At 39.1% G+C, this 16,022-nt stretch carries 13 protein-coding genes and 4 tRNA genes; 4 read left to right on the plus strand and 13 right to left on the minus strand.

Going from position 1 to position 16,022, the window contains the following annotated elements:
• Positions 1-4: 4 nt before the first annotated feature.
• The 10 genes from oadA to E2R67_RS04910 form a co-directional block, all read right to left on the minus strand.
• Positions 5-1,795, minus strand: a complete 1,791-nt coding sequence (gene oadA, locus E2R67_RS04865) for a sodium-extruding oxaloacetate decarboxylase subunit alpha (RefSeq protein ID WP_134289804.1) — start codon at positions 1,793-1,795, stop codon at positions 5-7.
• A 32-nt stretch (positions 1,796-1,827) separates the two neighbouring features.
• Positions 1,828-2,085, minus strand: coding sequence for an OadG family transporter subunit (locus E2R67_RS04870; RefSeq protein ID WP_134289805.1), 258 nt, complete (start codon positions 2,083-2,085; stop codon positions 1,828-1,830).
• A gap of 490 nt (positions 2,086-2,575) precedes the next feature.
• Positions 2,576-2,652, minus strand: a tRNA-Arg gene (locus E2R67_RS04875).
• Positions 2,653-2,732: 80 nt separating this feature from the next.
• Positions 2,733-2,809, minus strand: a tRNA-Arg gene (locus E2R67_RS04880).
• A gap of 63 nt (positions 2,810-2,872) precedes the next feature.
• A tRNA-Arg gene (locus E2R67_RS04885) sits at positions 2,873-2,949 on the minus strand.
• Positions 2,950-2,967: 18 nt separating this feature from the next.
• Positions 2,968-3,060, minus strand: a tRNA-Ser gene (locus E2R67_RS04890).
• Between the two features lie 167 nt (positions 3,061-3,227).
• On the minus strand, positions 3,228-3,407 hold the full coding sequence (csrA, locus tag E2R67_RS04895) for a carbon storage regulator CsrA (protein ID WP_134289806.1): 180 nt from the start codon (positions 3,405-3,407) through the stop codon (positions 3,228-3,230).
• A gap of 93 nt (positions 3,408-3,500) precedes the next feature.
• The gene (locus tag E2R67_RS04900; protein WP_134289807.1) at positions 3,501-4,733 is read right to left on the minus strand and encodes an aspartate kinase; all 1,233 of its coding nucleotides are present in this window, start codon (positions 4,731-4,733) and stop codon (positions 3,501-3,503) included.
• Between the two features lie 49 nt (positions 4,734-4,782).
• Positions 4,783-7,410, minus strand: a complete 2,628-nt coding sequence (gene alaS, locus E2R67_RS04905) for an alanine--tRNA ligase (protein WP_134289808.1) — start codon at positions 7,408-7,410, stop codon at positions 4,783-4,785.
• A gap of 283 nt (positions 7,411-7,693) precedes the next feature.
• Positions 7,694-8,536 carry a 23S rRNA (adenine(2030)-N(6))-methyltransferase RlmJ gene (locus tag E2R67_RS04910; protein WP_134289809.1) on the minus strand — a complete coding sequence of 281 codons (843 nt, stop codon included), beginning with the start codon at positions 8,534-8,536 and terminating at the stop codon, positions 7,694-7,696.
• A 146-nt stretch (positions 8,537-8,682) separates the two neighbouring features.
• On the opposite strand from E2R67_RS04910, the gene E2R67_RS04915 reads away from it, so the two are divergent.
• The 3 genes from E2R67_RS04915 to dapF all read left to right on the plus strand — a co-directional run bounded on the left by E2R67_RS04915 (position 8,683) and on the right by dapF (position 12,229).
• On the plus strand, positions 8,683-10,050 hold the full coding sequence (locus tag E2R67_RS04915; RefSeq protein WP_134289810.1) for an MFS transporter: 1,368 nt from the start codon (positions 8,683-8,685) through the stop codon (positions 10,048-10,050).
• 52 nt (positions 10,051-10,102) lie between these two features.
• Entirely contained in the window at positions 10,103-10,783 is a 681-nt protein-coding gene (locus E2R67_RS04920) for a single-stranded DNA-binding protein (RefSeq protein ID WP_134289811.1), read from the plus strand.
• 615 nt (positions 10,784-11,398) lie between these two features.
• Positions 11,399-12,229, plus strand: coding sequence for a diaminopimelate epimerase (gene dapF / locus E2R67_RS04925; RefSeq protein WP_134289812.1), 831 nt, complete (start codon positions 11,399-11,401; stop codon positions 12,227-12,229).
• Positions 12,230-12,603: 374 nt separating this feature from the next.
• Here dapF and E2R67_RS04930 read toward each other — a convergent pair whose 3' ends face one another.
• The 3 genes from E2R67_RS04930 to E2R67_RS04940 form a co-directional block, all read right to left on the minus strand.
• Positions 12,604-13,443, minus strand: a complete 840-nt coding sequence (locus E2R67_RS04930; protein ID WP_134289813.1) for an ankyrin repeat domain-containing protein — start codon at positions 13,441-13,443, stop codon at positions 12,604-12,606.
• 26 nt (positions 13,444-13,469) lie between these two features.
• Entirely contained in the window at positions 13,470-13,901 is a 432-nt protein-coding gene (locus E2R67_RS04935) for an FKBP-type peptidyl-prolyl cis-trans isomerase (RefSeq protein WP_134289814.1), read from the minus strand.
• A gap of 107 nt (positions 13,902-14,008) precedes the next feature.
• Entirely contained in the window at positions 14,009-14,902 is an 894-nt protein-coding gene (locus E2R67_RS04940; protein WP_134289815.1) for a LysR family transcriptional regulator, read from the minus strand.
• Between the two features lie 124 nt (positions 14,903-15,026).
• Between E2R67_RS04940 and E2R67_RS04945 the strand changes: the two genes are divergently transcribed.
• Entirely contained in the window at positions 15,027-15,761 is a 735-nt protein-coding gene (locus E2R67_RS04945) for an SDR family oxidoreductase (protein ID WP_134289816.1), read from the plus strand.
• Positions 15,762-16,022 lie beyond the last annotated feature (261 nt).

The raw sequence follows: 16,022 nt of genomic DNA on the forward strand, positions 1-16,022 counted from the left end.
TTCCTTAACCTATTGCGAATAGTGATTGAGCAACAGTCACTGCATCACCTTCTTTAATGTTAATTGCTTGTACTGTACCTGATTTAGGAGCACGGATTTCAGTTTCCATCTTCATCGCTTCCATGATGATTAAGACATCCCCCTCTTCAACATGGTCACCAACATTAACAAGCACTTTAAAAATATTCCCAGCTAATGGCGCAGGTACATCTTCACCTTCTGCACTTGCAACCGGCGCAGATGTAGTCGATGCAACAGAGGCTTCTAATTTTACTCCATTGACTTGTACAGGTGTGATTTCATCAATGCTACCTTCAGGGCCAACTTGCACTGTAAATAATTGACCATCAACAGACACAGAGTAAGCTTCTGGATCTTGTTTATCAGAAGCAACCGCCATATCGCTTGCACTTGGAACAGGTTCAAAAGCATCGGGATTATTACGATTCTCTAAAAACTTAAGACCAATTTCAGGGAATAATGCATAAATTAATGCATCATCGATTTCATTTTCAGCAAGCTTAATGCCTTTCTCTTCAGCCAGTTTCTTAAGCTCAGCTTCGATAGAGGCCATTTCTGGTGCAATGTTGTCCGCAGGACGACATGTTATTGCTTCAGCACCTTCTAGTACTTTTGCTTGTAATTCTGCATTTACAGGAGCTGGAGCAGCACCGTATTCGCCTTTAAGTACACCAGCCGTTTCTTTAGTAATGTTTTTGTAACGTTCGCCCATCAACACATTGATAACCGCTTGTGTCCCCACAATTTGCGAAGTAGGTGTAACTAAAGGAATAAAACCGAGATCTTCGCGAACACGAGGAATTTCTTTTAATACTTGATCCATCTTATCGCCAGCACCTTGCTGTTTAAGTTGGCTTTCCATATTGGTTAACATGCCGCCAGGTACTTGCGCTAACAAAATACGAGGATCAACACCTTTTAATTCACCTTCGAATTTCACATATTTTTTGCGAACTTCACGGAAGTAAGAAGAGATTTCTTCAAGTTTGTGTAAATCTAAACCTGTATCACGTTCAGTGCCTTCAACAATCGAAACTAATGTTTCCGTTGGCGAATGGCCGTAAGTCATACTCATTGAAGAAATAGCAGTATCAATAATATCCACACCCGCATCAATTGCTTTTTGCTGGGTTGCGACACTTAAACCTGTTGTTGCATGGCAATGTAATGCTAGTGGAATATTAGTGCAGGCTTTAATTTTTGTAACAAGCTCTTCAGCAACATAAGGTTTTAATAGGCCAGCCATATCTTTAATACAGATTGAATGAGCCCCCATATCTTCCATACGTTTTGCCATATCAACCCAACCATCTATGGTGTGCACAGGGCTAGTTGTATAGGAAATAGTACCTTGAGCATGCGCACCCACATCGATTGCCGACTTAATAGCGGTTTCGAAATTACGTACATCGTTCATTGCATCAAAGATACGGAACACATCGACACCATTGGTATGAGCACGCTCAATAAATTTTTGTACAACATCATCAGCATAATGGCGGTAACCTAATAGGTTTTGCGCTCTTAATAACATTTGCTGCGGCGTGTTTGGCATCGCGGCTTTTAAAGCGCGAATGCGATCCCAAGGATCTTCGCCTAAATAACGAATACATGAATCAAAAGTAGCGCCACCCCATGTCTCTAAAGACCAGTAGCCTATTTTATCTAGTTTCTCTGCGATAGGCAGCATATCGTCGATACGCATTCTTGTTGCAAATAATGATTGGTGTGCATCACGTAAAACAACTTCGGTGATTGCGAGAGGCTTAGACATATTCACTTGCTCCTTGATTAATTCTTTATCCATTATGCTGTTGGTGCTTTACGGTATTGTTTAACGGCACTGGTAATCGCTGCAATCACTTGAGGACTTACTTGTGATTGACCTGATGCTTGAGGTACTGCTGCTTTTTTACGTTTTGCTGGCGTCACGACAGGATCAGCTGGAATATATTTAGCCATTAGGTGAATACAAATAAACAGTAAACCTAAAAATAGATAAACAAATGCCATCCCTAAACCAAGTAAGGTTAACGCAGTAAATAAAGACTCTTTAATATCCATAAAATGTAATCCTTGTTCTAGGTGAACACTTGAATGGCTTAACAATCTGCTAAAATGAATATTTATTCAAATTAGAGTCATCATTAACATGCTATAAACAGTTGCTATTAAATACCTACTACCACTAGAAACCACGCTAATTAAGCCATCAAGACATTCCATTTAATAACTATAAAAAACTGATAGTTACTAAGAAAACTCTCTTTCAAAGCGTACTATTGTACTGGTTTATAGCGCAAAAAGGAAGCAAGGAAGTTAATTCTAGAGAGCAAGGTCATATTTCAGAACGTATCTTTTATAAACCAAGTGATAGCAAAGCGATTAAATAGAAAAATAACAGCGAACAAATTTGATTATTTATGCAAAAAAAATGAGTAAAACAATAAAAACAGGAATTAATTCTAACAAACGGAGACAATAAAAATGATCGAAATAGAAAATCAGTGAAGATAATAAAATAATAAGAAAGGGAATTTAAAAAATAAGAAAATGGTGCGGGTGAAGGGATTCGAACCCCTGACCGCCTGGTTCGTAGCCAGGTACTCTATCCAGCTGAGCTACACCCGCATAGATGTTTTAACATTATTCGGGATAATATTAACAAGCTCTAAAAACAAAAAAACTTACTGACGTAAGTTTATAAAGAATGGTGCGGGTGAAGGGATTCGAACCCCTGACCGCCTGGTTCGTAGCCAGGTACTCTATCCAGCTGAGCTACACCCGCCGCGATATTCTTATGTTTTTATTCAATTCTTAAGCTCACCGTCTTTACGTGCAAATAGAAAGATGGTGCGGGTGAAGGGATTCGAACCCCTGACCGCCTGGTTCGTAGCCAGGTACTCTATCCAGCTGAGCTACACCCGCTTTAAGAATCTACAAGAATGGCGGAGGAGGAGGGATTCGAACCCTCGAACAGGCTACAAACCCGTTACTCCCTTAGCAGGGGAGCGCCTTCGGCCACTCGGCCACCCCTCCGTCGTCTTGTGGCGCACATATTACTGTCTTATGAAAACAAGTCAAACATTTTTTAACATGAATTTTCTATTTGCCTACTAATCAAGCAAACTGATTAAATTTTCTATCGATAGTTTAAATTTCAGACATAAAAAAAGAGCGGTTAAGCTCTTCTTTAAAAACCGAAGTTAATCTTCAGTACTTTTTTCTGCTTGGATACGCATGTAAATCTCTTCACGATGTACTGATACATCTTTGGGAGCATTAACGCCAACCCTTACTTGATTTCCCTTCACTCCTAATACAGTCACAGTCACGCTGTCACCTATCATCAGAGTTTCGCCAACACGGCGAGTTAAAATTAGCATTCTATGCTCCTAAAATATTCCATATAGATCTACACCAGTATGGTTGAGAATTAGATAAATTTCCCTTCCATCACTGATCTAGCCCAACTATTTTTATTTTTCTTCTGTCGGTTCAGATTCTAACTCAAATGCTTTATGTAACGCACGTACAGCTAGTTCTAAATATTTACTATCAACTAACACTGAAATTTTAATTTCAGAAGTTGCGATTTGGTGAATATTAATACCTTCTTCACCTAAAGTCTCAAACATTTTCTGTGCAACACCAGGATGGTTCCACATACCCACGCCGACGATCGATACTTTTGCGATTTCGTTATTGCCTTGTACAGAGTCCGCTTTTAGGTTCTCACAAACAACATTTAATAATTTTGTTGCTTGCTCGTAGTCATCACGGTGTACTGTAAAAGTGAAATCAGTTTTACCATCACCTAATGTATTTTGCACAATCATATCAACATCGATACTTTCAGCGCCAATAGGCGATAAAATTTGTGCAGCAACGGTTGGTAAATCAGGAACACCCGATAACGTTAAACGAGCTTCATCACGATTAAAAGCGATACCAGAAATAACTGGAGATTCCATTTTGTTTTCCTCATAACTAATTAATGTACCACCGCCATCTTTAAAACTAGAAAGAACACGTAGTGGCACATTGTACTTCCCTGCAAATTCTACAGAGCGGATCTGTAATACTTTTGCACCTAAGCTTGCCATTTCTAACATCTCTTCAAAAGTGATGCTATCAAGACGACGCGCATTAGGCTCAACGCGTGGGTCGGTAGTGTAAACACCGTCCACATCAGTGTAAATCTGACATTCATCAGCTTTTAATGCCGCTGCAATCGCTACGGCAGAAGTATCACTACCGCCACGTCCTAACGTCGTAATACTGTTATCTTCACTACGACCTTGGAAACCTGCGATCACAACAACACGTCCCGCTTTAAGATGTTTCTGAATATTATCAGTTTCAACATCTAAAATACGCGCTTTAGAATGGCTACTATCTGTTTTTAAACGGATTTGGTCACCCGTCATTGAAACAGCTTCAACATCTAAACTGTGTAACGCCATCGACAATAACGCGATAGTCGTTTGCTCACCGGTTGTTAATAACACATCCATCTCGCGTGGGCTGGGTCTGTCATTAAACTCTTTTGCTAAAGCGATTAAACGATTCGTTTCACCAGACATTGCAGATAAAACCACTACAACATCGTTACCTGCGTCTCTTGTTGCTTTAACTTTGTCAGCAACTGCCTTGATTCGTTCAACAGTACCTACTGAAGTACCGCCATATTTCTGAACTAATAATGCCATTTCTTTTACTTTCCCTTTCTATGTTTATTCTTACATAGACACTTAAATCTTATAAACGCTCAGCTAACCAAGGTTCAACCAATGCTAATGCATCTTTTAATGCTGCAGGATTATTACCACCAGCCATTGCCATATCAGGACGACCACCACCTTTACCGCCAACAGGGATAGCCACTAAATTAACCAAATCCCCTGCCTTGACTTTGCTGGTAAGGTCTTTGGTCACACCTGCAATTAAGCTTACTTTGTCACTACCAACCGCAGTAGCTAAGACAACGATGCCCGATTGCATTTTGTTTTTCATTTCATCAACACTGTCGCGTAATGTTTTAGGATCAATCCCTTCCATATTCGCCACAACTACTTTTACGCCATTAATTTCAATAGCTTGATCAGTCAGGTTAGAGCCTGCTTCACTTGCTATTTTAGCTTTAAGCTGTGCTAATTCTTTTTCTAGTGCTTTATTGCGATCTAATGTTTGCGATATTTTTTCACCTAATGAAGCACTATCACCTTTCACTAAATCACAGGCTTTTGAAAACTCATCACGTAAGTTTTGTAATGCGTTACCTGCAGCAGCACCAACAGAAGCTTCGATACGACGCACACCTGCCGCCGTTCCAGCTTCAGAAGTAATAAGAAACAAGCCCATATCACCAGTACGTTGCGTATGAGTACCACCACATAATTCAACTGAGAAATCACCCATTTGAACAACGCGCACCATGTCATCGTATTTTTCACCAAACAATGCCATTGCACCGTTTGTTTTTGCTTCTTCGATATCCATTAACTTAGTAACGACTTCAAAGTTATCGCGGATCGCTTGGTTCACTAAATAATTCACTTTGTTCAATGACTCAGGTGAAACCGCTTCAAAATGTGAGAAGTCGAAACGTAGTTTTTCAGCATCACATAAAGAGCCTTTCTGCGTTACATGCTCACCTAATACTTTACGTAAAGCAGCATGTAACAAATGCGTAGCAGAGTGATGTAATGCAATTGATTGACGACGTTCAGCTTCAACAGCGGCATCGACTTTATCATTCACTAATAAAGTACCAGTGCGTAAGTAACCAATATGTAAGAATGCGTCGCCTGATTTTTTAGTATCAGTCACAACAAATTCGCCATTACTGAACTGTAAAGTTCCCGTATCACCCACTTGACCACCTGATTCAGCATAGAATGGCGTTTGCGCAAGAATCACTTGTGCATTATCACCTTCAGCCAAACTAGTAACCAACTCACCTTCTTTAATTAATGTGGTGATTGTTGAAGAACCTGTTAACGATTGGTAACCAATGAATTCAGTTTTACCTTCAACTTTTAATACGTCGTTATAGTCTTTACCGAAGTTATTTGCTTGTTGAGCGCGAGTACGTTGCTCTTGCATTGCGGCATCAAACCCATCTTGGTCGATAGTTAATTCGCGTTCACGCGCAATATCAGCGGTTAAATCCGCAGGGAAACCATAGGTATCGTAAAGTTTGAAAACAACATCACCCGGTAAAATTGAACCCTGTAAAGATTCCAATTCATTATCAAGGATCTGTAATCCACGCTCTAGTGTTTTACCAAATTGCTCTTCTTCTAAACGTAGAATTTTTTCAACAAATTCACGTTGTTTCTCAAGCTCAGGGTAAGCATCGCCCATTTGCTTGATAAGCTCTTCATAAACACGGTAAAAGAAAACATCTTTCGCACCTAATTTATGACCGTGACGAACCGCACGACGAATAATACGACGTAATACATAACCCCGTCCTTCATTCGATGGCATCACACCATCACAAATTAAGAAGCCACATGAACGGATATGATCTGCTACTACGCGTAATGATTTATCTTGTAAATCTTTTGCGCCAGTAACGTCAGCCACTTTTTTGATCAAACCTTGGAACAGATCGATATCGTAATTAGAGTGACCATTTTGAATGATCGCAGAAATACGCTCTAATCCCATACCTGTATCAATAGACGGATTCGGTAAGTTTTCCATGGTGCCGTCGCTATTGCGATTAAACTGCATGAAAACGATATTCCAGATTTCAATAAAACGGTCACCATCTTCTTCAGGTGATCCTGGAGGACCGCCCCAAATATGCGCACCGTGATCGTAAAAGATTTCAGAACAAGGACCACAAGGACCCGTATCACCCATTGACCAGAAATTATCTGACTCAAATTTCTTCTCTGGTGATTTATCACCTATGCGAATAATTTTTTCTTCTGGTACACCAATTTTATTGGCCCATAATGAAAACGCTTCATCATCACTTTCATAAACCGTTACTAGCAATTTTTCTTTTGGTATTTTTAAAACGTCAGTTAAATATTCCCATGCAAAACTAATAGCATCTTCTTTGAAGTAATCACCAAAACTAAAGTTACCTAGCATTTCAAAGAAAGTATGGTGACGGGCTGTATAACCTACGTTATCTAAATCGTTATGTTTACCACCGGCTCGAACACAACGCTGACTTGATGTCGCACGCGTATAGCTTCTTTTTTCAGAACCTAGAAAAGTATCTTTAAACTGGTTCATACCTGCATTGGTAAATAGCAGCGTCGGGTCATTCTCAGGTACTAATGAACTACTGCTCACAGTCTGATGCCCTTTCTTACCAAAGAAATCCATAAATCCTTGGCGAATATCAGAGGTCGATTTAGTCATGATATATTCCATGTAAAAGTGTCGATTTAGGCCAACTTAAAACGTAGAAATTTAAGGGCTAAATTAGGTGAAAAACAAATGGTGGCTAATATAGCATGTCACTTGTTGTGGATAAAGTAGCTATAGGAAGGCAATTGCAATAAATTATTCATTTAGATTTGTTTTTAGGAATAATAGTTAATGAATTCATGAAAAGTAGAAGAGATGAGCGCTAAAACCCAAAAACGATGAAAAACAAGTTTAAGGCAATTTAGCTAATTCACCTTAAACTTAAAAGAAAATATTACTCAGCCACTAGCGTTTCAATACGATAACTTCCTTCACCATTCAGCCCTAAATTTTCAGCTAAAAACGGTAAGCTATGTTGCATTTCTTTTTGCAGTGTCCAAGGTGGATTAATGACAATCATACCGCTTGAGGTCATCCCTCTTTCTTCTTTGTCTGCTTCAATCGCTAATTCAAATAACTGAATGTTTTTAATGCCAGAGGCTTTTAACGATCTTTCCATTTTAGAAATAAGCGTACGTTTTACAACGGGATACCATAATGCATAAGTGCCAGTAGCAAAACGACGATGTGCAGCAATTAAAGTATCAACCACTTCATCGTATTCTGTTTTAATCTCATAGGAAGGATCAATCAACACTAAACCACGACGTTCTTTCGGTGGCATATTTGCGATCAAACCTTGCAAACCATCTGCTTTAGCCATTTTAATACTACGATCACCTGAAAAGTTCTCGCGCATATTAGTGAACTCATTAGGATGTAATTCAAATAAAAACATGCGGTCATCATCACGACGCATTTGGTTACAAATCATCGGCGAACCAGGATACAAGCGTAACGCACCTTCACCATTAAAGGCTTTCACTTGTTGCATATAACGCGCAACGGGTACTGGCAGGTTCTTTAAATCCCATAATGCAGCAATCCCATTATTAAACTCTCCCGTTTTCAAAGACTGAGCAGAATCTAATTGATACGCACCACAACCAGAATGGGTATCTAAATAACAAAAAGCTTTATCTTTTTGTAATAGGTAATCAAGAATTGAGGTTAATACAGTATGTTTTAAAACATCTGCAAAATTCCCTGCATGATATGAATGGCGGTAACTCAGCACAAAAACTCCAAAGATTAAATAAATAACCCGCGTAGTATAAAGCCTTTATAACGCTATTGCGCTAAAAAAGATGCCCAGAAATAATTAGTAGCATGTTATTATCCGCCTCCACTTTTATCATCTTGCTTTTAAGAAACGGAATGTCCATGTATTCAGATACACTCAATCCTTTTGAAAAACGAACCGCTATCTCGTTATCCTTGGTTTTTGCATTACGCATGCTAGGCCTGTTTATGATCATGCCAGTCTTCGCTATTTACGGGCAAGATCTCGTCGGTTACTCACCATTATGGGTTGGCTTTGCCATTGGTGCATACGGATTAACTCAAGCATTATTACAAATTCCAGCGGGCATGTTGTCTGATAAAATTGGTCGTCGCCCGGTGATCTACGGTGGTTTAATCTTATTTGCATTAGGTAGCCTTGTGGCTGGTTTTTCTGACTCAGTCTATGGCGTTACTTTTGGTCGGGCATTACAAGGTACAGGTGCGATTGCCAGTGCAATTTTAGCCTTAGCGGCCGATGTAACACGTGAACAACAACGCTCAAAAGCCATGGGAATGATAGGCGTCAGTATCGGTTTAGCCTTTGCGCTTTCAATGGTTATAGGCCCTGTTTTAGCACCTTTCATTGGGTTGCAAGGTTTGTTTTTTATTACTGCTGCTGGCGCCTTAGTGGGCATTTTTATCGTGCGTTTTTTAGTACCTAATGTAGTAAATAAAGCGCCTCGTGGTGAAACCGTTGCCATTCCATCTATGATCAAAAATCTAGCCAAACAACCGCAGCTATTACGTTTAAACCTAGGGATCTTTATATTACATCTTTCATTAACGGCGATTTTTGTCACCCTGCCAATTCAATTAATAGAAATGCACTTGACGGCGGATCAACATTGGAAGATCTATCTCCCCGCTTTATTAGCTTCATTTTTATTAATTATTCCGATGTTGATCATGGCATCAAAAAAGCAAAAAAATAAACACTTCTACCTATTTTCAATATTATTAATGGCGGCTAGTTTAATTGCCATGGCATTGACACAAGACTCCATCATTTTGATGTTTATCGTTATGTTGTTGTTTTTTACTGCCTTTAACTTTTTAGAGGCTTCATTGCCTGCTTTTATTTCAATGCTTGCTCCAGCAGGCACCAAAGGCACTGCTATGGGGATCTACAGTACGCATCAATTTTTAGGTGCATTTTTTGGTGGCATTTTGGGTGGGTTATCCTATAAACTAATAGGCAGTAGCGGTTTATTTTTATGCCTAGCTGGCTTGATGGTAATTTGGTTTGTACTATCTTTAGGTATGCATAATCCAAGTAAGATCCGTACTTTCACGTTTTCAGCAGCAATAGAAGACGAACAAAAAGCGAATCTACTCAGTAACCAATTAGTCGCATTACAAGGCGCACTGGAAGTCGTGGTCATTGCAGCAGAGCAGATAGTTTATATCAAAGCCAACACACAGATTTTCAAACAACAAGAAGCGCAACACATTCTAGATGCTAACTAATTTGTTATCATCCATATTCAAATAAATAAGTCGATAAAGCGGAGCAAAAAACATGTTTAACCGTAGTGTAAACAAAGTAGTCCTAGTAGGTAACCTAGGCAAAGATCCTGAAATGCGTTACACCCAAAATGGTGGCGCGGTTGCTAACTTTTCTATCGCAACGACTGAAAGCTGGAAAAACAAGCAAACAGGCGAGTACGAAAACAAATCTGAATGGCACAACATTGTTGTTTTCGGTAAATTCGGCGAAATGGTAGGCCAGTACCTTAAAAAAGGTGCAAAAGTTTACGTTGAAGGTAAATTACAAACCAATAAATGGCAGGGTCAAGACGGTCAAGATCGTTACAAAACTGAAATCATTGCTAACGATATTCAAATGCTAGACGCACGTACAGCAGGTCAAGGCCAAGGACAATCATTCCAGCCACAAACACCTGCAGCACCACAGTCAGGCGGCTACCAGAACCAAGGTCAGAATCAAGCGGCTCCACAACAAGCACCAGCACAACAGTCTTGGGGTAATGCACCACAAACGCCGCCAGCACAACAAGCTGCGCCACAAATGGCACCTGCTTATCAGCCACAACAAGCGCCGCAACCAACTCAACAAGCTGCGCCTCAGCAGGCACCAGCTCAACAACAACGTCCAGCAGCACCACAAGCTCAACCGCAACAAGCCCCAGCGGCATTTAATGAGCCATCAATGGATTTTGATGATGATATCCCGTTCTAGGAATGAGGTATCTTTTTGAGTGAGCGGTTTAATAGCAGTTTACTAAATAAAGAACAGTTAAAAACCTAGCGATGCTAGGTTTTTTTATATCTGAAGTTTGTTGAGTTGATTTTGGGGCGTGGGATTTATCCTGCCTTTTTTACTCATAACTAATTACTTTTAAGGTTCGTCTACGCTCGTCGGATCTTCTCGATGATGATTAACATTGATTTCGCCCTGTCGGCGACTTTACTTTTTCTTGGTCAGAAGAAGCTTTTTACCACAACACGCAAAAAGACTGACACCGAATCGCTTTCTAATCCAATCAATAACTCCCTTTCTGATCCAATCAATAACTCCCTTTCTGATCGCACCAGTTCATACGGCACATCCATGTGCCGAATGAACTTACAGCAAACGTCCTGTTTGCTGTTGCTGAAAGTGATTAATTGCTTGGGAAAGCTCAACGGTGAGGATGTCGTAGCCACATTGAGTAAGGTTTTATGTTTTTATTTAATCGCTTGATTTAATGCTTCATTACACTAAAGTAACACCTAATTTATCAAATTAAACTATTCCGTCTTTCCACCGTAAATACGGAACAATTCGGCTTAATTATGCTATTAGAGTGACCATATGAAATTCAGCAAGTATCACGCTTTGGGGAATGACTACATAGTTATTGATCCTAAGAATTTAAATGAACAACTTTCAGAATCTAATATTAAAGCAATATGTGATCGTCACTTTGGTATAGGCTCTGATGGTATTCTGTATGGCCCTGAAGAAAGCAATGGCTGTAATTTCTCTCTTAGGATATTTAACCCTGATTCAAGCGAAGCAGAAAAAAGCGGCAATGGGTTACGTATTTTTTCAAGATATTTATGGGATCAGTCTTTAGTTTCATATGATGAATTTACCATCCAAACAAAAGGCGGAGTTGTAAGTTCAACGGTAGGTGATAAAGGTCTCTCAGTATCAGTAGGGATGGGTAAAGTACGTTTTACGCATGAACCAACAGGAGAGCCTAAACCTAGCCCTGAAACCATAAATATCAAAGGAAAAGAGTTTACTTATTATCAGGCTAATGTTGGTAATCCACATTGTGTTATTTTACTTGATGAAATCAGCTCCGCTTTTGCCATAGAATACGGCAGTATAATTGAAAATGATTCAAGGTTTTCCAATCGAACTAATGTGCAATTTGTAAAAGTCCTTAATGATGCATCTATCCAGATAGAAATCTGGGAACGCGGGGCTGGTTATACTCTTGCCTCTGGTTCAAGCAGTACCGCAGCGGCTTCAGTTGCACACGCATTAGGGCTTTGTGGCTCTAATATCAGTGTCCATATGCCCGGTGGTATTATTAATATAAAATTGAATAAACAGTTTTTCGCCACGATGACTGGGGATGTCCGTCATATTTGTGAAGGCGACATTTCTAGTGAGGCGTTAAGTTCACTCTAACAAGTGACTGAACACGGAAAAATCACTCGCTTCGCTTCCAATTTCCCGGTTAGAAAGATGTTGATGCTATAGATAAACTCGTTCCTTACAAATACATATGACTTTTTAAGTCTGTAAATCATGGGGTCAAGTCTTGCCTTTCACCTACTTCATTCTTCTAATAAGAAAAGGCGGTCGCTGATGAATTAAAATAAATATAGCTAAAACCTTTGTTAGACACCTACATGGCAAAATACTAAGCGATGAAATATCAAGCAGATTCGATGAGCACAGACGAATATGGCGACTCTTTACGTTAAGCAGCCTTCTAAGTTAATCAATACCTTTAGCAAGTAAGGCATTGATGTGGCCATCTAGCGCAATAAAATAGATGCTTAATATTCATGCTCTGTGATAACTTGAATTTTAAAATCATCAGTTGTATTAATGTTACTGAAAGCATGATCCGCTTTAAGTTTTTCTACTAAATTCAACATTGCTAAAGCATAAGTACTATCGCTTCGCTCTTCTTCACAGTGTTCTTCGTAGGCATCAAAATCAAAGCCATCTTCAAGCTCAATGAGGAAATAACTCCAGTCTGCAACATTACAATTTTTCTCAACATCATCACGAGTTCCAAAACTACATACACCTGCATCAATAGCAAAAGCAGCAATTTCTTTATCCGTATGTTGTGAAGAAAAATTTGAGATAGCAGTTACCAATGCAATAAGCATAAGCTCTACATTAAAGTTTGACTCCAATGCGCCTTTATAGGGAGGCCGAATTTCAGCTCGAATTTCATAAGCAATACGTTCTTCATCCGTTAAGGTTTTCACTTTATTTAAAACTAATTTAGCCATATTAATAGTACATGAGTTGGATTCAGGAATTGCCACACCAGCGCGCAGAATAAGATCCAACCTTTCCTCGTCATTACAAAAATATCCCATACTTAAAAGGGTATTTGCTAGTTCTTTATCGCCATTACTAATGGCAATTTCAATAGCAATGTCACCATTACGATCTGCAGAATCACTTTCGCAATACATGCTTCGGCATAACTCATAAACAACCTTGCAATCACCAAGTTTAGCCGCATAAGTTAATGGTGTTTGCCCAAGAGAATCAGTGAGATTGATAATTTTTCTACCTTCTCTTCCTAAATATTCTGAAATAGTTTCAATATCTTTACTTTTAATTGCTTGCATTAGTTTTTCTAAACTAAGTTCCATACTTTTTATCCTATTAATGATTAGAATTAATAAACATCCACTAAACGTATATCTATGATTAAAACAGCATTGGGACCAATACTACTGCGATTGCCTTTTTTACCCCATGCAAGCTCGGCTGGTATTACAAACTCATAACGACTGCCTAATGTCATTATTTGTAGACCTTCGGTTAATCCATCGATGGCTTCTTCAACACTAAATTTTTCTGAGCTATTGGTTTTGTAGGTATCGGCAATCACTTTACCATCGGTTAATAGAATACGTTGGTGAACTTCAACGCTGTCGTCAATCGTCGGATGACGCTCGCCTACTGCTTCAATCACACGGTACATTAACCCAGAGTCAGTAATAACCACATCTGCTTTTTGTTGGTACTTTATTAAAAAGTCTTCGCTACTTTTTCTATTTTGACCTGCAGAGCCTTTGCCGCTCTTTTTCTCTTTTTTACGTGCCATTTTTTATATTCCAAAGCTAAAACTATAAATGGGTGATTAAATAACTAAGACCGTTAATAAATAATATTTAGACAATGAAAGTAACGGATTCCAAATTTTTTTACAAATTAGATTGCATGCTTTTCAAATTGCTTTGCAAGCCATTCAATAAAGACTCGTGTTCTTGTACTTAGGTGTTTATTTTGAGGATATAAAATTGAAACAGGCATTTTAGGAGGCGGCGTTTCTTGTAAAAGCTCTATTAAAGCGCCTGTTTCCAATTCTTTAGCAATACGATATTTGGGTACCTGAATAATTCCCAGCCCAGCTTTTGCTGCACCTGTATATAGATCAGCGCCTGCTACTGTAATTAGTGTAGGTAAGTTAACTTCAACAATTTCTTTGCCAATTGTAAAATCCAACGTCGATGTTTTTGATACGTCCACTAATGAATAACCTACCACTCGGTGTTGATGAATATCCGCTATGCTATTTGGTTTACCATAAAACCCAATGTATTTAGGACTAGCAACCGTCACTTGCTCGATTTGTGCAATGCGTTTAGCAATCAAAGAAGAGTCTTTTAATTCGCCTGCTCGTAAAACACAATCAATCCCCTCTTTCACTAAATCAATTATCCTGTCATCTTCAGCAACATGCATCATTATATCGGGGTATAGGGTCAAAAAATCATCCAGAAAAGGCATGACAAAATGCATAGCGAGTGTGCCTTGTAAATTAACCCGCAAGATCCCTCTCGTTGAGGCGCTAGAAAAAACATGTTCCATTTCTTCTAAGTCAGACAGCAAGCTAATACAGCGTTTATAATAGACTTCTCCATCATGTGTGACATTCACTTGGCGAGTCGTCCGCTCAAGTAAGCGAGTCCCTAAACGTTGCTCTAACCGCTTAATTAAGTTGGTAATAGTTGGTCGAGGGATCAATAGATCTTCAGCAGCTAAGGTGAAACTCTTTCTTTCAGCCACTCTGACAAATACCTGCATTTCTTTAAAACGATCCAAATTTCACCTCTAGCAACATTATTAACAAAAATGGAATAGTGATGTTAATTTAAAAGTAATTATTAACCATATTAAACATCTTATACTCTTTTTCATTCATTACACAGCCTATAAGGAATACAAAATGAGTTTACAAAAAGTAGCATTAGTTACAGGCGGTTCTCGCGGTATTGGTGCCAGCATAGTGCGCCAATTAGCCGAAGATGGTTTTTCTGTCGCAATTAACTATGCATCAAGCGCAAGTGAAGCAGAAACACTCGTCACCGAGTTAAAAAATAAGGGAATTAAGGTTTGTGCGGTTAAATGTAATATCGCTAACGCTGAAGAAGTTAAGCTTATGTTCGACCACGTAGAAAAGACTTTGGGGCGAATAAACACCCTTGTAAATAATGCAGGGATCATGAAATTAGCGAAATTAGGAGACTCCGACGATGATTTATTTGATAGTCAGGTGGCTATCAATTTAAAGGGAACCTTCAACACCTTGCGCGAGGCAGCAAACCGTTTGTGTGATGGTGGGCGAATCGTTAATTTATCAACTAGTGTTGTCGGTTTGAAGATGGAAACCTATGGTGTTTATGCCGCGACAAAAGCAGCGGTAGAAACACTCACCGCTATCTTATCAAAGGAATTACGAGGTCGATCAATTACGGTTAATGCAGTGGCACCGGGACCAACAGCAACCGATTTATTTCTAAACGGAAAACCACCTGAATTAATAGATCGTCTAGCCAAAATGAATCCATTAGAGCGCTTAGGTACACCAGACGATATTGCTCGCGTCGTTGCTTTTTTGGCGAGTAGCAATGGCGGTTGGATTAACGGTCAAGTGCTTCGTGCGAATGGTGGCATGGTGTAAATAAAGAATTTAAAGTGTGATCAGATATTAGGTTTGATCACGCGAATATTAACCGTTTAACATTTCCTACTATGGACAAAAATGATGGCCCAATATGGGCTTTCTTTTTGATGAAAAAGTAGATCTATTCACCATCTATGGGACCCTGTCCTAAAATCTGTGTAATTGCCTATCATTAACTTAATCATATTAAGGATAGGTAATTATGAAAAAAGAAGAGTTAGAAGCATTCGCCCTTAAAGCATCAAAGGGATTAAAGTC

Origin of the sequence: Psychromonas algicola, from assembly GCF_004378355.1 — a bacterium.
In the GTDB taxonomy this organism is placed as follows: Bacteria; Pseudomonadota; Gammaproteobacteria; order Enterobacterales; family Psychromonadaceae; genus Psychromonas.